At 31.6% G+C, this 20,092-nt stretch carries 23 protein-coding genes and 1 riboswitch; of the genes, 5 read left to right on the top strand and 18 right to left on the bottom strand.

Annotated elements, in window-relative coordinates:
• Window position 1 precedes the first annotated feature (1 nt).
• The 7 genes from rimI to EYR00_RS05930 all read right to left on the bottom strand — a co-directional run bounded on the left by rimI (window position 2) and on the right by EYR00_RS05930 (window position 3,987).
• The gene (rimI, locus tag EYR00_RS05960; RefSeq protein WP_003537916.1) at window positions 2–445 is read right to left on the bottom strand and encodes a ribosomal protein S18-alanine N-acetyltransferase; all 444 of its coding nucleotides are present in this window, start codon (window positions 443–445) and stop codon (window positions 2–4) included.
• On the bottom strand, window positions 439–1,041 hold the full coding sequence (tsaB, locus tag EYR00_RS05955; protein ID WP_003537915.1) for a tRNA (adenosine(37)-N6)-threonylcarbamoyltransferase complex dimerization subunit type 1 TsaB: 603 nt from the start codon (window positions 1,039–1,041) through the stop codon (window positions 439–441). Before tsaB ends, rimI begins: the two co-directional genes overlap by 7 nt.
• A complete protein-coding gene (gene tsaE, locus EYR00_RS05950) occupies window positions 1,038–1,487 on the bottom strand; it encodes a tRNA (adenosine(37)-N6)-threonylcarbamoyltransferase complex ATPase subunit type 1 TsaE (RefSeq protein ID WP_003537914.1) in 450 nt (149 codons plus the stop codon). Before tsaE ends, tsaB begins: the two co-directional genes overlap by 4 nt.
• A gap of 9 nt (window positions 1,488–1,496) precedes the next feature.
• Window positions 1,497–2,030, bottom strand: coding sequence for a DUF402 domain-containing protein (locus EYR00_RS05945; RefSeq protein WP_003537913.1), 534 nt, complete (start codon window positions 2,028–2,030; stop codon window positions 1,497–1,499).
• A gap of 94 nt (window positions 2,031–2,124) precedes the next feature.
• A complete protein-coding gene (locus EYR00_RS05940; RefSeq protein ID WP_003537911.1) occupies window positions 2,125–2,673 on the bottom strand; it encodes an energy-coupled thiamine transporter ThiT in 549 nt (182 codons plus the stop codon).
• Between the two features lie 74 nt (window positions 2,674–2,747).
• Window positions 2,748–2,849, bottom strand: a riboswitch (TPP riboswitch).
• A 38-nt stretch (window positions 2,850–2,887) separates the two neighbouring features.
• Entirely contained in the window at window positions 2,888–3,145 is a 258-nt protein-coding gene (locus EYR00_RS05935) for a hypothetical protein (protein ID WP_003537909.1), read from the bottom strand.
• A 245-nt stretch (window positions 3,146–3,390) separates the two neighbouring features.
• Window positions 3,391–3,987, bottom strand: a complete 597-nt coding sequence (locus tag EYR00_RS05930; protein WP_003537908.1) for a recombinase family protein — start codon at window positions 3,985–3,987, stop codon at window positions 3,391–3,393.
• A 266-nt stretch (window positions 3,988–4,253) separates the two neighbouring features.
• Between EYR00_RS05930 and EYR00_RS05925 the strand changes: the two genes are divergently transcribed.
• Window positions 4,254–5,444 carry an acetate/propionate family kinase gene (locus EYR00_RS05925; protein ID WP_003537907.1) on the top strand — a complete coding sequence of 397 codons (1,191 nt, stop codon included), beginning with the start codon at window positions 4,254–4,256 and terminating at the stop codon, window positions 5,442–5,444.
• Between the two features lie 38 nt (window positions 5,445–5,482).
• Window positions 5,483–6,148 carry a YoaK family protein gene (locus EYR00_RS05920; RefSeq protein ID WP_003537906.1) on the top strand — a complete coding sequence of 222 codons (666 nt, stop codon included), beginning with the start codon at window positions 5,483–5,485 and terminating at the stop codon, window positions 6,146–6,148.
• A 19-nt stretch (window positions 6,149–6,167) separates the two neighbouring features.
• Here EYR00_RS05920 and EYR00_RS05915 read toward each other — a convergent pair whose 3' ends face one another.
• Entirely contained in the window at window positions 6,168–6,686 is a 519-nt protein-coding gene (locus EYR00_RS05915) for a hypothetical protein (RefSeq protein ID WP_003537905.1), read from the bottom strand.
• 437 nt (window positions 6,687–7,123) lie between these two features.
• Here EYR00_RS05915 and glmS point away from each other — a divergent pair, with 437 nt between their 5' ends.
• Window positions 7,124–8,941 carry a glutamine--fructose-6-phosphate transaminase (isomerizing) gene (gene glmS, locus EYR00_RS05910; RefSeq protein WP_003537902.1) on the top strand — a complete coding sequence of 606 codons (1,818 nt, stop codon included), beginning with the start codon at window positions 7,124–7,126 and terminating at the stop codon, window positions 8,939–8,941.
• Between the two features lie 104 nt (window positions 8,942–9,045).
• On the top strand, window positions 9,046–9,381 hold the full coding sequence (locus EYR00_RS05905; RefSeq protein ID WP_008792989.1) for an alpha-helical endospore appendage domain-containing protein: 336 nt from the start codon (window positions 9,046–9,048) through the stop codon (window positions 9,379–9,381).
• Window positions 9,382–9,410: 29 nt separating this feature from the next.
• On the opposite strand, the gene mgtE is transcribed toward EYR00_RS05905, so the two are convergent.
• Both mgtE and EYR00_RS05895 read right to left on the bottom strand, forming a co-directional pair.
• Entirely contained in the window at window positions 9,411–10,751 is a 1,341-nt protein-coding gene (gene mgtE, locus EYR00_RS05900) for a magnesium transporter (protein ID WP_009009358.1), read from the bottom strand.
• 98 nt (window positions 10,752–10,849) lie between these two features.
• Window positions 10,850–11,767: a nucleotidyltransferase family protein gene (locus tag EYR00_RS05895; protein WP_003537899.1), complete on the bottom strand. Its 918-nt coding sequence runs from the start codon at window positions 11,765–11,767 to the stop codon at window positions 10,850–10,852.
• A 147-nt stretch (window positions 11,768–11,914) separates the two neighbouring features.
• On the opposite strand from EYR00_RS05895, the gene EYR00_RS05890 reads away from it, so the two are divergent.
• Window positions 11,915–13,240: an O-antigen ligase family protein gene (locus EYR00_RS05890; protein WP_003537898.1), complete on the top strand. Its 1,326-nt coding sequence runs from the start codon at window positions 11,915–11,917 to the stop codon at window positions 13,238–13,240.
• Window positions 13,241–13,336: 96 nt separating this feature from the next.
• On the opposite strand, the gene rpsO is transcribed toward EYR00_RS05890, so the two are convergent.
• The 8 genes from rpsO to EYR00_RS05850 all read right to left on the bottom strand — a co-directional run bounded on the left by rpsO (window position 13,337) and on the right by EYR00_RS05850 (window position 20,073).
• A complete protein-coding gene (gene rpsO, locus EYR00_RS05885) occupies window positions 13,337–13,603 on the bottom strand; it encodes a 30S ribosomal protein S15 (protein ID WP_008792986.1) in 267 nt (88 codons plus the stop codon).
• 130 nt (window positions 13,604–13,733) lie between these two features.
• A complete protein-coding gene (gene nagA / locus EYR00_RS05880; protein WP_003537896.1) occupies window positions 13,734–14,918 on the bottom strand; it encodes an N-acetylglucosamine-6-phosphate deacetylase in 1,185 nt (394 codons plus the stop codon).
• On the bottom strand, window positions 14,878–15,630 hold the full coding sequence (gene yaaA / locus EYR00_RS05875) for a peroxide stress protein YaaA (RefSeq protein WP_003537895.1): 753 nt from the start codon (window positions 15,628–15,630) through the stop codon (window positions 14,878–14,880). Before yaaA ends, nagA begins: the two co-directional genes overlap by 41 nt.
• The gene (locus tag EYR00_RS05870; protein WP_003537894.1) at window positions 15,627–16,382 is read right to left on the bottom strand and encodes an EFR1 family ferrodoxin; all 756 of its coding nucleotides are present in this window, start codon (window positions 16,380–16,382) and stop codon (window positions 15,627–15,629) included. Before EYR00_RS05870 ends, yaaA begins: the two co-directional genes overlap by 4 nt.
• A complete protein-coding gene (locus EYR00_RS05865; protein ID WP_003537892.1) occupies window positions 16,382–16,828 on the bottom strand; it encodes a GNAT family N-acetyltransferase in 447 nt (148 codons plus the stop codon). Before EYR00_RS05865 ends, EYR00_RS05870 begins: the two co-directional genes overlap by 1 nt.
• Before the next feature lie 45 nt (window positions 16,829–16,873).
• On the bottom strand, window positions 16,874–17,728 hold the full coding sequence (locus tag EYR00_RS05860; protein ID WP_003537891.1) for a Cof-type HAD-IIB family hydrolase: 855 nt from the start codon (window positions 17,726–17,728) through the stop codon (window positions 16,874–16,876).
• Window positions 17,729–17,864: 136 nt separating this feature from the next.
• A complete protein-coding gene (locus EYR00_RS05855) occupies window positions 17,865–19,145 on the bottom strand; it encodes a sensor domain-containing diguanylate cyclase (RefSeq protein ID WP_227166737.1) in 1,281 nt (426 codons plus the stop codon).
• 172 nt (window positions 19,146–19,317) lie between these two features.
• Window positions 19,318–20,073: an alpha/beta hydrolase gene (locus tag EYR00_RS05850; protein ID WP_003537889.1), complete on the bottom strand. Its 756-nt coding sequence runs from the start codon at window positions 20,071–20,073 to the stop codon at window positions 19,318–19,320.
• Window positions 20,074–20,092 lie beyond the last annotated feature (19 nt).

Raw genomic sequence — 20,092 nt, 5'->3', positions numbered from 1 at the left:
GTTATTCCTCCATTTCTTTTACCATCAAATACGCATCTTCATGATTATCCTGATAGTAATTTTTTCTTGTTGCGGCAATTTTAAAGCCACATTTTTGATATAAACTAATTGCTTTAGTATTAGAAACTCGGACTTCTAAATTAATATTCGAATAGCCTAAATGCTTTGTAATTTCATCACATTTAGTCATTAATATTTTAGCATAGCCTTTTCCTTGGAACTCTTTTCTAACACCGATAGTTGTTATTTGAGTTTGGTCTCCTAGTGTCCACATTCCTATATAACCAACAATTATATTATTATCTTCCAAAATCAAAATTGATGAAAAAGCATTTTTTTCTAATTCATATTTAAAAGCTTCTTCATTCCATGGCGAACTAAATAAATCATGCTCTAACTTTACAACTTCTTCAATATCACCTAAATCCATCCGTCTGATTAACATATTTTTTTCGCCTCAACATCTTTTAAATAATGAGGAACAAGATTATCAATATTTTGACAATAATCAACACTTTTACCAGCTTGATAAATACAATCACTTAAATCGAGTTTAACTTTGTTAATTCCGACTAAATCACTATCACCAATCACTTGAAAATCAGGATATTGTTCTTTAAAATTAGCAAAATCATCAATCAACATGATTTGATCATCAATTATGGCCTGATTATGCTCATATACCCCAACAAAAATCTTTTTGCTTCGAGCATCAATTACACTGATTGCCTTAGAAGCTCCAGCATAACCATGTAACGAAGAAACTGCCTTGATTTTTATTTTTGAAATTGCTGCCAAAGTTTTGGCAATCGTCAAAGCGACCCGTTGACCAGTATAAGAACCAGGACCAATCGTAATTATCATTTCATCCACATTTAAAACTTCCCAATGATGTTTTTTCAACATTTCATCAAGATGTGTTAAAGCGTACTCAGATTGCCGCCGATTTCCATCTGCTTGATACTTATCAATACATTGATCATCTTCGTATAAGCCAATAACTAAATAAGCATTTGATGTATCCATTACAATTGTCTTCATGTTAAAGCCTCCACAACTTGAGCGTATTTTTCACTATTTGTTTTAAAGACAAATTCGCGAATATTTTCATCAATTTTTTTTATTTCAATTGTTAAACGGTCTACCGGTAAAATATCTTCAATAAAATTAGCCCATTCAACAACACAAACATCATCACTATCAAAAATTTCTTCAAATCCTAAATCATCATCCTGTCCTTCTAAACGATAAGCATCAAAATGTGACAAATTCAAGCGACCTTGATATTGTTTTAAAATGGTAAAAGTAGGACTATTAATAACCTTGGTAATCCCTAATCCTTGACCAATTCCTTTGGTAAAGGTCGTCTTCCCGGCTCCTAAGTCGCCACTTAAAGTCAATAGCATATTTGGTTGTAATAACAAGCCTAAACGATTACCCAAAGCAATCGTTTCTTCAAGGTTATTTACTTTAATTACTTTTTCCATTGTATTCTCCTATCCTTGTGTCAAATCTTCATATACATGATACCAATGTTTCGTAAAATCTTCACTAAACGGTCCTTCACGTTTCGTTGCTAAATCAATTAGCAGTTCTAATTGTTTTTTTAATATTCTATCCAATTCTTTTGAATAATTCATCTGTTTAGCATGTTGCTTATACTCTTCTTCATCTAAAACCCGATAGTTATTATCTGGGAATACTTTTAAATCTAAATCATAATCAATATATTTCAATGCCTCACCATCATATAAAGTTGGTGAAGCAATATTACAATAATAATAAACTCCTGTTTTACGAATCATACAAATCACATTGTACCACTTATTTTTAGGAAAATAACAGATGGCAGGCTCTCTTGTATGCCACATTCGACCATCAGATTCAGTTACTAAGGTGCGATTATTGATTGCAATAAAATGATCATCATTTTCATCTAAGATGAATCCTTTGGCCCAGCATCGATGAATACTTCCATCGTGCTTATAACAGTGAATTAATACTTTTTTTCCTACCAGAGAATCTGACATCTTTTACTACCTCTCTTTATAACAGTACTATTATACACAAATTACTATCCTTTTTAAAGACAGAAGAAAAGAAAAGTAGCAAGCTACTTTTCTTTTACAGTTTAATCGAATTATTTAATCGTGGATATATTAAGGCAAATCCGATGTAGCAAATAATTAAAGTTGGTAGGCAATAGGCTAAATTATAACCAAATGAATACCACCATGGATTCATTCCCTCAGGAGCATATGCTCCAAACAGCCATGCTCCAGATAAATAATGTGAGATAAACTTAAGAATCATTACAACAATAATTCCAGGATAAACTACATGACCTTTAATCTCAAAGTTTTTAAAAAATGATGCTATACCAATTACAGCTAGTGGAATTAAATAATCTAAAAATAATGACCATGGCCCCCAATATGTAGCCAACCCTAAAACAAAATGCAGTCCACAGCAGCAGGCTCCAACAACAATACCGTAATATCCACCTAATAAATATGAGGCTAATAGGATCGGTACTAATGACAGCGTAATACTTCCTCCCTGAGGCTGTCCCGGAACGACTTTAAAAGCTAATTCTAAAACTACTTGTAAAGCCATAAACATCGCCATATAAGCAATTGTTTTGGTTGTAATCTTAAATGTTTTGTTTTTCATATTTGTTTTTCCCCTTCCTTATGAAAGAGCCTAACAAAATTAAAAAATGCTTCTTTGCGAACGCAAAAAAGCAAACAATTTTAAATTTGCTCTCTCTACGCTGGCATTACCCAGTTCAGATGATAAGGGATCAGGCTTATGCCCTTCTCAGCAATTTTGCACCCCTGGCTCGTATACTATTATAGATTATCTTATTATAATATCAAGAAAAAAATCATTTTATTGATATTTCTGTAGCTTCTTTTTTAATATAGTAATCCAATAAGATGTTTTTTCCTTCTGCTGCCGAATTAAAAGAATCTAAATTACCAGTAATATACCTTACTGCTTCTTGCCATTCAGACAAAGCGTATGTTTCAGCTCTTAATTCATTTAAAAACTGTAACTGTTCATGGTCAAGCGATAATCTTCCTCTTAAATCAGAAATATAGGTACACTGCATAATATCGGCTATTTTTTCAAGTAGACCCATCGCTTTTCTCCTTTTCTAAAATAAAATATATGCGTTTCTCTCCCTAAACGCATATACCGAAATTCATATGCTTTTATTGCATATAGAGAACGATAAATCAGACAATATCGTTCAAATGTATTAAAATAATATATATGTTTTTATAGTGTGAAATTTGTTATTTTATAATATTTTATTACGAATTTTGACCGCATAATAGATGCTTGATAATCTCTACCTTTTAAGGACAAATAAATGTACTAATGTTATTTTCCATGAGCCCATCTTAAAAAAGTATCCTGTGAAACGCCTAATTCTTTAGCAGCCTGCCGTGAAGCAATTAAATTTTGTTGCCATTGATGCTTCAAAATTTCAAAATTTTCGGGAATTTCTTTGCGAGGGCGTCCAAATCTCACACCACGCATTCGTGCTGCTTCAATCCCTTCTCTTTGACGCTGACGAATATTTTCACGCTCTGTTTGAGCAACGTAAGAAAGAATCTGTAGAACCAAGTCTGCCACGAATGTTCCCGTTAAATTATCACCAGTACTCCGTGTATCTAATAATGGCATATCCAAAACAACAATATTTACATTTTTTTCTTTAGTGATTTTACGCCATTGGTTTTGTATTTCTTCATAATCACGTCCCAACCGATCGATTGATTTAATAACGATTGTATCTCCAGCACGAATTTTCCTTAATAATTTTTGATATTGCGGCCGATTAAAATCTTTCCCGCTTAATTTATCAAGATAAATTTGTTTCCTTGACATTGGATAATTCTCCAAGGCAATCATTTGCCGATCCTCATTTTGTTCTCTTGTTGAAACTCTTGCATAACCATACACTTTGTTTTCCATAATCTTCTCCTTTATAATAAATTATTTCTTCTACAAGTGCAGTATTGCCTAAACTCGTTCAATATTTCGACAATACAACATTTATAAAAAATATTTTTATATTTTATCTAACTTTAAAGTTAAAAATCTACCTATTAATAATAATTTGTATTCTTTTTATCCAATGATTAAAAAAATCTATATTAAAATTAATAAACGTAATGCTTTTATCTAGAAATTTTACAAAATGATGATATAATGACGATAGATTAAGGAGGCTTTATAAAATGGCAAAAATTATTTCTGTAAATGCAGGTAGTTCTTCATTAAAGTTTCAATTATTTGAAATGGATGACGAATCTGTAATTACATCTGGAGTAATCGAAAGAATTGGATTAGAAGATTCAATCTTTACGATTAAATATCAAGGAAAAAAGACTGTTACAACTAACCCAATTAAAGATCATAAAGTTGCAGTACAACTTTTATTAGATACTTTAATTGAAAAAGGAATTGTAAAAGAGTTAAATGAAATCAAAGGTGTTGGGCATCGTGTCGTTCAAGGGGGATCATACTTTGATTCTTCAGCAATCATTGATGAAGATGTTGTTAGTAAAATTGACGAATTAAAATCATTAGCACCATTACATAATCCCGCTCATTTAACTGGATATTATGCATTTAAGGAAGCAATCCCTGAAGCTGGAGCTGTAGCTGTATTTGATACTGCTTTTCACCAAACTTTAGATCCTAAATGCTATATTTATCCAATTCCATATAAATATTATACAGACTATAAAGTACGTAAATATGGTGCTCACGGAACTAGTCATTTCTATGTTTCTCAACGAGCAATCGAAATGCTTGGAAATCCTGAACATTCCAAAGTTATTGTGGCTCATTTAGGAGCTGGTGGATCTTTAACAGCTGTTAAAGACGGTAAATCAGTAAATACTTCAATGGGATTCACTCCACTTGCAGGAATTATGATGGGAACTCGTAGTGGTGACGTCGATCCTTCTGTAATCGATTATTTGATTGAAGAAGTTGGAATGGACATGAAAGAAGTTATTACGATGTTAAATAAAGAATCTGGACTACTTGGTATTTCTGGTGTGTCAAGTGATTTTAGAGATGTTCAAAATGCTGCTTTAGAAGGTAATGAAAGAGCTCAACTTGCAATCGATATTTTCTATCGTCGTGTTATTGCTTATATTGGTCGTTATTTTATTGCATTAGGTGGTGTTGATGCAATTTGCTTTACTGCAGGAATTGGTGAAAATTCATTCTTTGCAAGAAAAGGAATTTGTGATTTATTAAAAGATGCTTTAGGTATCGAACTTGATGAAGATGCAAATGTTAATGGTCAAGGAGATCGTTTAATTAGTACTCCTAATTCAAAAGTAAAAGTATTCGTTATCCCAACTAATGAAGAATTAGTAATTGCTCGCGATACAAAACGTCTACTAAACTTATAAAATAAACATGTAGCATTCCTGCTACATGTTTTAACGTGATGAAAATTAAAAATTTTTTAAAAGCAACGATTCATGAATCACTTTTAACAGGAATCTTGCTTGCTATCGTTGGGGGCTTTTTAGATATTTATACCTATCTTCTAAAAGGCAATGTTTTTGCTAATGCCCAAACTGGAAACATGGTTCTTATGGGACTTAAAATCGCTGAGCAAAACTATTTAGGTGCTTTATATTATTTATTACCAATATCAGCTTTCTTTTTAGGTATTGTTATTAGTGAATACATTAAGCATCGTTTAAGTAATGTCCAATATGTTGAATGGCAACATTTAATCTTAATTATTGAAATTATTATTCTGACGATCATTGCATTCATCCCTAAAGAGATTCCCTATAGTGTTTGCAACGTAACAATTGGTCTAGTTTGTTCTTTACAAGTAAATACATTTAGAACAACTAATGGTTTACCGTATGCCTCGACAATGTGTACTGGGAATTTGAGATCTGCCGGTCAAAAACTATCAGCATATTTATTCGCTCATGATAAAGATGCGTTACATCATTGTTTTCGCTATTTGATTATTATCTTCTTTTTTATCATTGGAGCCATTATTGCTACAGGTTTAATTAATATTTTTGGACAATGTGCGCTGTTATTTTGTTGTATATTACTTTTGATAACTCTACTCATTTTAGTTTATTAGCCTACTTGTTAGGCTATTTTTATTTTAACAAATGCTCTTTTACATACTTTATAATATCATCATGACTGCTCAAAACATCACAAAATGTCTTTCTTAAATCAAGCCGCTGCATATCAACGCAACGTATCTCACTCAACTGTAAACGACTTTTAGTCTTTACGCCCGACATCATCACTTCAATATCCATTTCAAATTCTGGATTAGCACTTGTTCCTTTTATAGAAGTACATGGAATAATCAGCATTTTATAGCCAAGATCCTTTAAAATATAACACCAGTGCCCATCCATTAATTCTTTAGGGAAACCACGTCCGATATTGAAATATGCTAATTGATGAACTTGTGGTCGATTAGAAAGATGATAATATGTACTGTCAATATCACGTCCATTTTCTTTAACTAAATGACAATAAAAATATTCTAGTTGATTTGTCAAATGTTTCAATGAACAGCTGTATTTTTCAACGTCATAAATACCTGTTTCTTCTAAATTCTCTAATGATTTACTTATTTCAATTAAATTTTCATGTACACTCATAATTTATCCCTCCTATTATCATTTACTCCTAAACTTGGAAAATCACTTTTATTTTTTACAATTTTTTTTAATTTATTCATAAAATAATTAAAAATTATCAGGAAATGAGTCAATGTAAATAATAAAACTAATTATTTATGCTTTATTTCTTTGCATCTATTATCAAATACTTCATATTATAATATGGGTTGCTTTTTTAATTTTATTTGTATATAATAGCAACTGTTATTAAGGAGACAGAAATACAAAATAGCGCCAGGACTAAGTAATTAGTTGACGAGGGCTAGACTTATCGAAATATTCGGCGGATGGTCTAGAGGTATGATACTACCTAAACAATGAACAAAAATAATGGGTAATCATTAAACAAATTCATTCGGTATCCTCCATTGATAACATAATAACAATTGAATAATCAAAACTATGGAGGAATTTTTATGTGTGGAATTACTGCGTTTTCCGGTAAAGAAGAAGCTTTACCATTCTTACTTCAAGGACTTTCTAAATTAGAGTATCGTGGCTATGATTCAGCTGGTGTAACCCTTGTAGATAAAGATAAACTTTTCACGATTAAAACGAAAGGAAGATTGCAAAATCTCATAGATCGACTAGATCAAGATACTCCAATTGGCTGTGTCGGAATTGGTCACACTCGCTGGGCAACTCATGGAGTCCCATCTAACCTTAATTCTCATCCCCATACCAATAATAAAAACACTATTTCACTAGTGCATAATGGAATCATTGAAAATTATCGAGAATTAAAGGAACAACTAGTAGCTAAGGGGTATAAATTCCATAGCGAAACAGATAGTGAAGTTGTCGTCCATCTACTAGATTCTTACTATGATGGTGATATGCTGAAAGCATTAAAAAAGGTCATTACTCACATTGATGGAAGTTACGCTTTATGCATTGTTTCTACTTTAGAGCCGGATGTAGTTTATGTAACTAAAAAAGACAGTCCATTAGTATTAGGGACAAGTGACTGTGCAAGTTTTGGGGCAAGTGATATTCCTGCTTTATTAGACTACACCAAAGATGTCTATTTTATTGATGATTTTGAAATTGCTAAATTATGTAAAAATAAAATAACTTTCTATGACGCTGAAGGCAACGAAATTCAAAAAGAAATTACACATATCCCTTATGATAATGAAGCAGCTCAAAAAGGCGGTTACGATACTTTCATGTTAAAAGAAATTCACGAACAGCCATATGCTATTAGTGAAACTTTAAGAGGCCGAGTTGAAGGTAATGATCGAATTATTTTGCCTGAACTAGAAATATTGAAAGAACGTTTTACAACTTTTAATAAAGTATATTTTGTCGCTTGCGGAACTGCATATCATGCTTGCCTTTCAGGAGCCAATATTATGGAACGCTTAACTGGTATTCCTACTTTTACCCAAGCCGCTTCAGAATTTAGATATGGTGACCCTATCATTGATGAAAAAACTCTGTGTATTTTTGTCTCACAATCGGGTGAAACTGCAGATACCATGGCTGCTTTACGTTTAGCAAAAAATAAAGGTTGTACTACGATTGCCGTAGCTAATGTTCTTGGTTCAACTATCTCGCGTGAAGCTGAAGCAACAATTTATACTTGTGCAGGACCAGAAATTGCTGTAGCAAGTACTAAAGCCTATACTACGCAAGTTATTGTCTTATTATTATTAGCAATGTATGTTGCACAGACCCTAGGAAAAGAAAATGATATCTATAAAGACATTATTAACGGAATTGCTAAATTGCCTAAACAAATCGAAAATATTTTAAAAGATGAACCACTATTTGAAAAATATGCGAACTATTTAAAAAATCAAAAAGATGCCTACTATATTGGGCGAAGTTTAGATTATGCTTCCGTCCTAGAGGGTGCTTTAAAACTAAAAGAAGTATCATATATCCATGCTGATGCTTATATTGCTGGTGAATTAAAGCATGGTCCAATTGCTTTGATTGAAGAAGGCAGTGTAGTAATTGCAGTTGCTACACAACCACATATAGCTTCAAAAACAATTAGCAATATTCAAGAAACAATTGCTCGAGGAGCAAAAGTCATTTTATTTACATTAACCGGTGAAGAGGTTGGAAATGTTGATGAAACTTATTACATGCCCGATGTAAATCCAATTTTACAAGCAGTATTAGTTGCAATCCCACTGCAGTTAATCAGTTATTATGCCGCTAAACTTAAAGGTTGCGATGTTGATAAACCTCGTAATTTAGCTAAATCAGTAACAGTTGAATAAATATATAAGAGCGTTGTTATCACGCTCTTTTTGTTTTTCAAGACATAAGCCACTAACAATCTATTCCCCTTGCATATCTTATAGTATGGAAGGAGATGAAACCCATGAATTCATGTAATCGAGATTTTTGTATCGATGACTGCTGCATGGACAATTGCTGTATTGAAGGTTGTTGCGTTGATGAACGTTGTGCCTTAGCGGCTGTTTTACAATCAGTTGCAATGCAAGAAGGTGCCTTAGCTGCAATTTTATGTGCTGAAAGTGAAAAAATTAAAAAAGCAGTATGTTTAGCTAAATGTATCGATGAATTAATTGCAATCAATGAATCAGCAGCACAGACAATTGGTACTGTAAAGGAACTAGAAAACGCATTAAAAGAAAAAGCCTGTTGTGCTATTGAAGCATTACAAGATCTACGCAATAATGATTCTTGTAAATAAAAACTAGTCTCTGGAATCTTCCAGAGACTTTATAAATTTAATAAATTAGTAGCAATCGTAAAATAGATCAACAATGACAAAGCATCAACGATCGTAGTGATAAACGGGCTAGCCATCACAGCGGGATCAAAGCCTAATTTATCAGCTAAAATTGGTAAAGTGCAGCCAACGATTTTAGCAATGATTACAGTAACTATCAAAGTTAGACAAACTACAGCAGCTATCATGATTGAAACATGATCAATAATCATCATTTTAATAAAATTACATGCTGCTAAAGTAACCCCAACTAAAATTGCAACTCTAAATTCTTTAAAAACAATTTTGACGATATCACTATGTTTGATTTCATCTAGTGACAAAGCCCGAATAATTGAGACAGAGGCTTGCGAACCTGAATTACCACCAGTATCCATTAACATTGGAATAAAAGCCGTTAAAATCACAGAGCCCGCTAAAGCATGCTCAAATCCTTGAATGATTTTTCCAGTAATAGAAGCTGAAATCATTAATAACAAAAGCCACGGTATTCTTTTTTTAAATGTTTCAAACGGGCCATTTTTAATATAAGGCTTGTCTGACGGTACCATTGCGGCCATTTTTTCGATATCTTCAGTTGTTTCTTCCTGCATGATATCAACAATATCATCAACTGTAATGATTCCAACTAAACGATTTTCATTATCAACCACAGGCATTGAAGTTAAGTCATATTTTTGAAAATCATGTGCTACATCCTCTTGATCCTCCATCGTATGAACTGTAATAAGATTATCGTTCATAATCTCCTCAATCAAAGCACTTTGTGATGATAAAACTAACTTTCTCAAAGTAACAATTCCCAAAAGATGACGAAAATTATCGATTACATAACAAGTATTGATTGTTTCTTTATCTACTCCAATACGTCTAATTCGTGCAATCGCTTCCTTAACTGTCATATCTGCACGTAAATCAACAAAATCGATATTCATATTACTACCTGCAGAATCTTCAGGATAGCGTAATAAATGATTTATATCACGACGAGTCTCAGGATTGGAAGCAGCAATAATTCGCTTCACAACATTAGCGGGTAACTCTTCAAGAAGTTCCATTACGTCATCTGAATAAAGATCATTAATAATATTCTCTAACTCTTTATTGGTTAACGAATCTATTAACGCATGTTCTCTGTCGCTTGACATATATGCAAAAATATCTGCAGCATCATCTTTTGGCAATAATCTAAATATACGTATCATATTTTCATCAGAAAAACCTTCGAGCATTTCGGCAACATCCACATCGTTCATTTCTTTTAAGATTTCTTTAATTTCCTTATATTTCCTTATTTCTAATAATTTTTCAATTAATTTAATTTGTTCCATTCGACTTTCCCCGTTTTTCATATCATTATTAATTATACCAAAGAGTATATGCTGATGAAAGACAAAAGGAAGATACCCACATCTTCCTTCGGTTTCTATTAAAATAATTTTTGTGGATAAACACCGACAGCTGTTAATTTTTGAATACTTTCAATAACTGTTTGTTTATCTTCTTTATATGTAACTCCAAACCAATTATCTAACGATTTTAACACAGTCACTTCAACCTGATTTTCTTTTAATAGTGAACCTATAATAGTTGGTAATAGATACTCATCTTTAAAATTATCATTCTCTAATTGAGATAAAAACAATTTGAACTTAGAATCTAAAATATCAAATATTTCTGGTTGTAGAGCCCACATATTCATTGATACCGGTACCTCGAGATCAAGTTCAATAATTTGATTTTCTTTTTTAACAAATGCACAATTATCACCTTTTTCAATATTATGTGTCTCAACAATATCACAAAGATGATTGTTTTGATCAACCGTGCACACCCCACGTGTTACACCACCATTATCACTCAAAGTATTTTTAAGTACAAAACTAACCATCGCAATCTGTTGTTTAGCCGTATTATCATGATTTTCATTTAAGTATTTATAAGCTTCTTCGTATGCCTGTTTACCATAATAGTCATCAGCATTAATAACTAAAAATGGTTCATTAATTACATCCTTGCAACATAAAATTGCCTGCCCTGTTCCCCATGGTTTTGTTCTTTGTTTAAATGTTTCTTGGTATTCGTCAGGAATATTATCTAGTTCTTGAAAAACATATTCAACATCAATAATTTGTTTGATTCGTGATCCAATCACAGCATCAAATTCTGCTTCTAAATCCTTACGAATAACGAAAACTACTTTATTAAAACCTGCCTTTTTAGCATCATAAATGGAATAATCCATGATTATTTCACCATTTGGTCCTACTGGTGCCAATTGTTTAATGCCACCTCCAAAACGACTACCAATTCCGGCCGCCATAATAACCAATGTAATATTCTTCATAAAGTCCCTCATTTCTAAATATTCTTCATTAATTATACACTATCTTTAACTATTTTAATAGTTATTGTAATAAGCAAATCGCAGCAAACAAATTAAAGTAGTATTAATATCAATATTTTGTTAGAATGAATATCATGGAGGGGGATTATGCAGACTTATCTATTATCAAGAAAATATTTTAAATTAGCATTTATTATTTATGCTTTTATCAATACACTTGCCCTAGGTTACCTAGGTTTCAATCTTAATATTTTGTTATTTATCATGATTGGATGGGGAGGACTTATCATTGGATGGGACTTTTATCAAAAACAAATTAATTACCATGATATTAAATTTATTTTAATTATTACCTATGGCCTGATTTTGTTCCTTGCAACAGCGATCAATCCATATAGTAATTTAAAATCATATTTAATTGCACTTTTACAGCTAATGATCTTTTTTTTGATCTACGGGAATCAAAAAAGTTTTTCATCAAACAATATCTACGATGAATTAAAAAGTATTATTCCTCTGACCAACCTATTAACCGGTCTAGCTGGAATCTGTTCTTTAATAATGTATTTATTTAAATTCTCGAAAATTCAAAATGGATGGCCAATCGGATTAGTAGGAAATCGATTATTTGGTGTATATTTTAATTGTAATCCTGCAGCCTTTTTGAGTGCAATTACTATTTTATTAGCACTTTATGCATTAAAAAACGAATATACACATCCACGATTATATAAACTAAATATCATTGTCCAACTATTATATATTATTTTGACTCAATGCCGAGCAGCTCTAGTTATTTTGGCTGTCATTTTGACTGGTTTAATATATACTTATTTTTTTAAAGATTGTTATTATTCAAAGTTAAAGAAATATCTATTTTCTTTAGGTCTTTCTATCATTATTTTCATTACTAGTATCATCACCGCTAACGGTCTATCATATTTAAGTGGTAATCATCACGAAACAAGCAGCCGTTTTCAAATTAATAAAGTAATTGAATCAATTGAATTGTTTTTTCAAGGAGATTTTCAGCCAAGTTTAAATCAAATTAATCAGATCAGCAGTGGACGTATTGAATTATTTAATACTTCAATTGAAATTTGGCAAACCAACCCTATTTTAGGAATTGGTGCCGGTAATTTTCAAACTATTGGTAGGCACCTGACCAACAGTAATGTTGTCAAACAAATCCAGGTTGTTCATAGTCATAATGTCTTTTTGGAAACTCTTGTAACAACTGGAATCGCTGGAGCGAGTCTATTTATAATATTTTTTATTGCTTCATTTAAATCTATTCTAAAATTATTTAAAGTAAAACAGCAAAGTTCCAATTATCTAAAGATAATGATTTTTACATTAATTGTTGTTAGTGAATTTATTGGCGGAATGTTTGACTATGGCGTTTTTTATGTTTATTCTTTATCAGCAACTCTTTGTTGGTTATTTCTTGGTTATCTACATGATTATCATTAAAAAAGCTTATTCAAAATAAGGGTGAACCCTCTCTTAAAAGCTGAGTTGAATTCAATTCAGCTTTTTTGTAAAGAAAAAAGACGCCAAAGCGTCCAATTATTTTCTTAAACCTAAACTTTCACATAAAGAAGAATATCTTTCAATATCTTTATTTTTTAAATATTTTAATAAATCTCTTCTTCTACCAACTTTTTTTAATAATCCTCTATTTGAATGATTATCTTTTGGATGTTGTTTGAAATGTCCATTTAATTTGTTGATATCTGCTGTTAATACTGCGATTTGTACTTCTGGAGATCCTGTATCTCCTTCTTTAGTAGCATATTTTTGCATAATAGCTGTTTTTTCTGCTTTAGTTAACATTCTAATTATCCTCCTGTTGTTTAACTTAGCTAACTCCAAGCTATACGTCGAGTACTCGTATATCCTAGACGTTGCCGCGAATAATATTCTATCAAATATCTTCTTAAAGTCAAGTTAAATCACTAAATATTTAAATAAACTTATTTCTTTTTATAATTCCCCGATTGATAACTGCTAAGATTGTAAACTCTTTATCTATGACAACAATATCACCCTGATAACCAATTTCTATCTTCCCCTGCTTTAATCCATATAATTTAGCTGGATTAACTGCCGCCATTAGTACGGCATCATCGATTGAACAGTCACAATAACGCATCATATTAGCACAAGCTTCATTTAACCCTAATGTGCTTCCTGCAATTCTACCAGTTTCTTTGACTGTAGCATGTCCCCCGACAATTACAATATCTTTACCAGAAAAATGATATTGCCCATCTGGCAATCCCTTACAGGGATTAGCATCAGTAATCAAAATAATTCGCTCTTTTCCAATTGCTTTGTATGTCGCACGAATAACATCTTTATCAATATGAAAGCCATCCACGATAAGCTCACACATTAAATCTGATAAAATTGCACCAGTTACAACTCCAGGATCACGGTGCAAATGCTGTGACATTGCGTTATAAAGATGAGTAATTCCTTTTGCACCGTATGCTTGTGCCTTTTTTACCTCTTTAGCACTTGCACTTGAATGCCCCACATTCATCACATAGCCATGGTTACTTGCATAATTGATTAATTCTAAAGCATTAGGCAGCTCGGGGGCAATTGTCATTGCATTCACTTTTCTGCAAGTTGAAATATACTGATTAAATTCATCAAAATTTACTAAACGTAAATGTTCTTCTTTCATTACACCTTTATTCTTAATATTTAAATACGGTCCTTCAAGATGAACACCAATTAAATTATCTGGGGTATTTCCTTCATACATTTGTAAAAGATTCAATGTGTCGTGATGGCTTTCACAAACAATACTAGCGTTAAAACCAGTAACTCCCTCATCTAATAAGCTATCACTGATTATTTCTAACTCCTGCTTTGATGAATACTTATTAAAATCATATCCCATCGCCCCATGTGTATGGGTATCCAAAAGACCAGGAATAATATAATTATTTTGAACATCAATAACACTATCAGCTTCTAATCCTTCATAATCTTTATAAATACCTGTAATCTTTCCACCTTCAATCATCACCGCACCGTTATTAAGCCGTTTAATTCCATCAAGAATCACAATTCCATTTTTAATTAATGTTTTCATATCATGTCCCCTTTTTCCGTATAAATACATATGTTTCCACATCTGATAATGCTTCACAATATTGATAACCTAAATAATTAAATTGTTTTACTGCCTCAAATGAATCAATTCGATTTTCAATTAAATAACGAACCATTTGTCCTCTTGCCATCTTTACATAAACACCTATTTCCCTATACCCTTCATCACTCTCCTCTTTAAAGTGGCATTTAACATATTTTATGCTAGATGTTAAATATTTTTTTATGATTTTAGTATATTGTTTTGCCCCAAGATCTAGTATTTGATTATCATCTTTTGTCAATTCATCATAAATTCGACTGTTCCAAAACTCATATAAACTTTTAAATTTTTCTGTCTTTACTTTATTATTTAATTCTAAACGATATGGCACAACACCATCGAACGGTCTTAAAATACCATAAAATCCAGATAAGATGCGTAAATGTTGTTTTGTATATTCATAATCATCATCAGTTAAAACATGAGCTGCCGTATTAGTATATTGAATTCCTTCATAAGCTAGCAGTGCTGGAACTGTGTCCTTTTTTAGATCCATCATCTGATAATTCAAGTATGCAATTTGAGCAATTTGATCATTGCAACCTAACATCTTTTTTACTTCATCGACTTTTAGTGTCTTAAGAATTCCTAGCAGTTCCTCCGTTTGTGGCAAAAAAACAGGTAAACTTTCTACGTCTATATAATCAATATTATCGTTCATCCGTTTAGCTGGAGTAATTACAATTTTCATTTAATTTCCTTATTATAACTATCTTTAAGATAGTAGCGTCTTTTTCCCTTTGTCTTATTTTTATACTCAATTGCAGCTTTTGGACAAATACTGATACATGCCATACACTGTGTACAATGTTCATCCCAAATAGGTCTAGAATCAACTAGACTAATGTTCTTTAATGGACAAGCATGGATACATTGACCACAACCAATACAAGTATCTTCAACATGAAATCCTTTAGCCCTAACAAACATTGGATAAAAAAGCCTATTGACTATGCCACTATTAAATCGTCCTATAAACGTAGGTTTAGTTTCTAAAAAATATTTTCCTGCTTTGATTTCAGCTGCTAGTAAAAGTGCAGTTTCTACACCATGTGAAATAATCACTTCTGGATTTTCTGGTGCCTTAAACATAGTAATAAAATTTTCTGGCATAACAATCTCTCCGACTCCCATTAAAATCATATTTTTTTCATTACATAAACGGTTAATATATTTAGCAGCATTTCCAATATCTCCACCACATGTCATTATAAAATAAATTTTAGTTCCCGAAACAAAATGATTAGTCCGAATAAATTGCTCCACTACCCGAGGAATACGCCACGCATATGTAGGGCAAACAATAATATACTGCTGCTCTAATGAAACAATTAAATTATTTTTTAAACATTCATTGATAGAAACTAATTTATCTTCAATCACTGAATTAATTACCTCTGCAATATATCGGCTATTTCCAGTCCCGCTAAAATACAAAATCATTAAGCAATCTTCCTTTCATAAATATTTTCATATCTTCCCGAACACGTTTTTCCACAATCAATTATTTTAAATCCAAATTTTTCATATAAACCAAATTCACTACTATGTATATATATTTTTTTAAAACCCATTTTTCTTGCACATACAATAATTTCTTTAATCATCACTTCACTTAAACGTTGACCACGGTAATTCGGATTCACATAGATATAGCCAATAAAAGGCTGATAGCCACTATTATCTATACTATCACTTTCAACAAAAGTCGAAAAACCAACAATTTTATTATCATACCAAACCCCAACTACACACTGCCATTTAGTAAAATACCCTGTCTTCATTTTATTAGCCAAAGATTTACCAGCACGCCAAGAACAATTTTGAACATAGTCAATCATTGTATCCCAATATTCATCCGTACTTTTTAAAAATTTAATTTCTATCATTAAATTCCTCCCATCAAAAAAAGAAGATCTTATCAATCCTCTTTATTATAACATCATATAGATTGCTTGGGAAACACCGTCTTCTTCACATGCTCCAACTACCTGATAAGCCATTGCTTTAATTGTCTCATTAGCATTACCTGGCGCAAAAGAATACTTAAACCGCTCAAATAATGTAATATCATTGAGACCGTCACCTAAAACCATTACTTCATCTTTTGAATAACCTAATTCTTCAATAACATTTTCCAAAATCAATCCTTTTTGAGCTGCCTTATCGGTAACTTCAATATTATCATCAAATGATGATAAATAAGCTATCCCATCAATTTCCTGAAGTTTTTCTTTAGCTTTTTCAATTAATGATACATCATTATTAAATGCTTCAACCTTAATAATATCAATTGAAGAATTAATAAAATCATCTAAGTCACCTATTTTTTTTAACTTCATACACGCCATATCTTGATTACAGCCATCATCTAAGTAGTCCTCTCGTTTGCGCTTGAACTGAACAACACAGCGATCAATAAAAGCATCACGAACAACATTTGGCTCAGCTGTTGAATAAAAACCATTCGCAGTAAAAATCATATAATGAATCTTTAGTTCATCAAATATTTGTAAAACTTGTTTAAAACATTTTTTAGGAAAATATGCACTTGATAAAATTTCTCCATTTTCATTACAAAATTGTGCTCCATTTCCTAAAATGCTAAAACATTTTAAATCATGTGCCTCTAATATCCCCTTAAGGCTTGAATAATCACGCCCGGTAGCAATTGCAAATTGCACTCCTTTACTTTGAGCATACCTAATTGCTTCAATATTTCCCTTTGAAATTGATGAATCATGCGCCAATAGTGTTCCATCCATATCTGATACAATTAATTTTATCATTTTTCATACCTCATACCTTTAATAAAGTTTATAGTTCTATTGTATCTAATCTTTTGAAACATTAAAGATATTTTCTCAATTAGAAATCTTTATCTAAAAAACCGTTAAAATTATCTTAACGGTCATGTTTTAATTTCTATTTTAAAGTATTAAAAACAATTCGGTTACGACCTTCTTTTTTCCCTCGATAAAGATTATCATCAATTAAATTGATCAATTCATCAAGATCATTGTATTCATTAGAATCCGCTAAGCCAAATGTCATTGTAATCTTAACTTTGTCATCTTTCCAATAAATACTCTCTTGATAAATCTGTTCTTGTAAGATTTCTAAATGCTTAAAAGCCTGATACCGATCCATATCTTCATAGATCAAGACAAATTCTTCACCACCCCATCTAAATACAAATCCCAGGTGTTCCATATGGGTCGAAATAACTTTAGCAAGTTGACGTAAAGTTTCATCACCTGCTTGATGACCATATGTATCATTAACATATTTAAAAAAATCAACATCTCCCATTGCCACTGCAAAAGAAGTGTTCTTTTGTTTTACACGCTGAATTAAACTCGCTAAAACCACATCACAACTATGGCGATTATGTAATCCCGTTAACGGATCTTTTCCAACTAAATCACTAAGAGACTCTTTCATCATAACCGCAAAACGCCCCATATCACCAATTTCATCATGACGCTGTAATACATATGGATCTATTTCAGTCGTCAAATCTCCATTTGCTACTGCTCCTAAAAAATGTTTTGTTGTATTTAAAGCAAAAATCGTTTTTTTACTATAATAATAAGATACAATAATTGCAATTATCATAATTGTAACGATTGAAAGAGAAACAAGATAAATATTATGCATAATATGATTCATAACATCAGCACGTGGACGCCCCATAAAAAGCATTCCAACGACGTGCTGATCAGTATTTTTTACGGGCATGTAAAAACCAAAATAACTACTATCATTAATTACAACAGAATCTGAAAAAAATTCTTTATCATTATTTAAAACTGTTTCGATAACTTCATCTGGTGCAATCGTATCAACAACTCTTTTGCCATCTTCTTGACGAATTGTTGTTAGTATGCGTTTATCTTGATAAAACAAAGTTGCATCGACCCCGGTATTATTTTTAATTAAATCCACCAAATTAAAATCATTTTGAATATCTTCTGTTCCCTTATATAAATGGTTATTATTTAAGTAATAATCACCTGGATATTGCATGTCAAAGTCTTGATATGATACTCTAGCCAAATCTTCAAGATTATTAGCAACTTCGCCCTTTAAGGCAGTATAAATTAAACTTGAGGTTATAAAGATTACAAACATTCCTAAAATCAGTATCGGTATTACAGCTAACGACATTACATTTATCGCAAATTTTCTCTTTTTTCGTTTCATTTTTTTATCCCTATAAATGATTATTTCTGTTTGGTTTGTTGGTATCTTTAATAATTGTATCACACAAGCCATATTAGGTAAAATCAAAAATAAAAGCATGGTTTCAACCATGCTTAGCTATAACCTTAATTTAATATATTTTATCTGCAATCGCAATCACTAAAAAAATATTTTATTTCCATAAATAATCTAGATATATTTGATTTTCTAACTGCCAGGATGCTTCATTATGCTGACCTTTTTCCACAACATTTATATAACTAGATGCATTACTTTCAATCAGTCTATCATTAAAATATAAGATATTATTCAACATCCATTGAATCCCATTTTTCCCTTTGACCTCATCAGTTCCAAAACTAAAGTATACCCGCGTATCTTCCATGATTTTAGCTTGAGTATATTCATTTTTCAATTCTTCCATACACATTGAAATCGATGGCGATATACAAGCTGCTTTTGAAAAATACTTATTGTAATAAATAACAGTATAAAACGCCATTAATCCCCCCATTGAACTTCCAGCAATGCCTGTGCATTCACGAAACAGATAAGTGCGATACTTTTGATCGACGAGAATCTTTAATTCGTTAACAACCCAATCCATCAATATCTTTCCTTGTCCATTGAGATGACCAAAATATTTACTTTCTATTTGATAGGGACAATATTCACTTAAGCGTTTTTGTCCTTCATGATTACATTCAATTCCTACAATAATCAACTTTTTATCATAGGTATCAAGAAATTCCTTTAGTCCCCACGATTTTCCATAAGTAGCATCATGGTCATAAAATAAATTATGTCCATCAAACATATACATCACTGGATATTGTTCATCACTATCATAATAATCTTCTGGTAAATATACATGGATTGTTCGCTCTAATCCAAGTTGTGTGATTACTATATCAAACTTTTCAACCATAATGTTTCCTCACGCAATA

The sequence above is a fragment of the Thomasclavelia ramosa DSM 1402 genome (assembly GCF_014131695.1).
In the GTDB taxonomy this organism is placed as follows: Bacteria; Bacillota_I; Bacilli_A; order Erysipelotrichales; family Coprobacillaceae; genus Thomasclavelia; species Thomasclavelia ramosa.
Note: the sequence above shows the minus strand (reverse complement) of the source record. Positions and strands in the feature narration are given on the sequence as shown.

Excerpts from the sequence above, each read along its gene's own strand:
- EYR00_RS05945 (WP_003537913.1), bottom strand. The coding sequence starts at position 2,030 with ATGTCAGATTCTCTGGTAGGAAAAAAAGTATTAATTCACTGTTATAAG.
- EYR00_RS05870 (WP_003537894.1), bottom strand. The coding sequence starts at position 16,382 with ATGATTTTGTATTTTAGCGGGACTGGAAATAGCCGATATATTGCAGAG.
- glmS (WP_003537902.1), top strand. The coding sequence starts at position 7,124 with ATGTGTGGAATTACTGCGTTTTCCGGTAAAGAAGAAGCTTTACCATTC.
- EYR00_RS05890 (WP_003537898.1), top strand. The coding sequence starts at position 11,915 with ATGCAGACTTATCTATTATCAAGAAAATATTTTAAATTAGCATTTATT.
- EYR00_RS05940 (WP_003537911.1), bottom strand. The coding sequence starts at position 2,673 with ATGAAAAACAAAACATTTAAGATTACAACCAAAACAATTGCTTATATG.
- tsaB (WP_003537915.1), bottom strand. The coding sequence starts at position 1,041 with ATGAAGACAATTGTAATGGATACATCAAATGCTTATTTAGTTATTGGC.
- EYR00_RS05915 (WP_003537905.1), bottom strand. The coding sequence starts at position 6,686 with ATGAGTGTACATGAAAATTTAATTGAAATAAGTAAATCATTAGAGAAT.
- EYR00_RS05905 (WP_008792989.1), top strand. The coding sequence starts at position 9,046 with ATGAATTCATGTAATCGAGATTTTTGTATCGATGACTGCTGCATGGAC.
- EYR00_RS05855 (WP_227166737.1), bottom strand. The coding sequence starts at position 19,145 with ATGAAACGAAAAAAGAGAAAATTTGCGATAAATGTAATGTCGTTAGCT.
- EYR00_RS05895 (WP_003537899.1), bottom strand. The coding sequence starts at position 11,767 with ATGAAGAATATTACATTGGTTATTATGGCGGCCGGAATTGGTAGTCGT.
- rpsO (WP_008792986.1), bottom strand. The coding sequence starts at position 13,603 with ATGTTAACTAAAGCAGAAAAAACAGCTATTATGCAAAAATATGCTACT.
- EYR00_RS05865 (WP_003537892.1), bottom strand. The coding sequence starts at position 16,828 with ATGATAGAAATTAAATTTTTAAAAAGTACGGATGAATATTGGGATACA.
- EYR00_RS05925 (WP_003537907.1), top strand. The coding sequence starts at position 4,254 with ATGGCAAAAATTATTTCTGTAAATGCAGGTAGTTCTTCATTAAAGTTT.
- mgtE (WP_009009358.1), bottom strand. The coding sequence starts at position 10,751 with ATGGAACAAATTAAATTAATTGAAAAATTATTAGAAATAAGGAAATAT.
- EYR00_RS05920 (WP_003537906.1), top strand. The coding sequence starts at position 5,483 with ATGAAAATTAAAAATTTTTTAAAAGCAACGATTCATGAATCACTTTTA.
- EYR00_RS05860 (WP_003537891.1), bottom strand. The coding sequence starts at position 17,728 with ATGATAAAATTAATTGTATCAGATATGGATGGAACACTATTGGCGCAT.
- EYR00_RS05935 (WP_003537909.1), bottom strand. The coding sequence starts at position 3,145 with ATGGGTCTACTTGAAAAAATAGCCGATATTATGCAGTGTACCTATATT.
- yaaA (WP_003537895.1), bottom strand. The coding sequence starts at position 15,630 with ATGAAAATTGTAATTACTCCAGCTAAACGGATGAACGATAATATTGAT.
- EYR00_RS05850 (WP_003537889.1), bottom strand. The coding sequence starts at position 20,073 with ATGGTTGAAAAGTTTGATATAGTAATCACACAACTTGGATTAGAGCGA.
- tsaE (WP_003537914.1), bottom strand. The coding sequence starts at position 1,487 with ATGGAAAAAGTAATTAAAGTAAATAACCTTGAAGAAACGATTGCTTTG.
- rimI (WP_003537916.1), bottom strand. The coding sequence starts at position 445 with ATGTTAATCAGACGGATGGATTTAGGTGATATTGAAGAAGTTGTAAAG.
- nagA (WP_003537896.1), bottom strand. The coding sequence starts at position 14,918 with ATGTGGAAACATATGTATTTATACGGAAAAAGGGGACATGATATGAAA.
- EYR00_RS05930 (WP_003537908.1), bottom strand. The coding sequence starts at position 3,987 with ATGGAAAACAAAGTGTATGGTTATGCAAGAGTTTCAACAAGAGAACAA.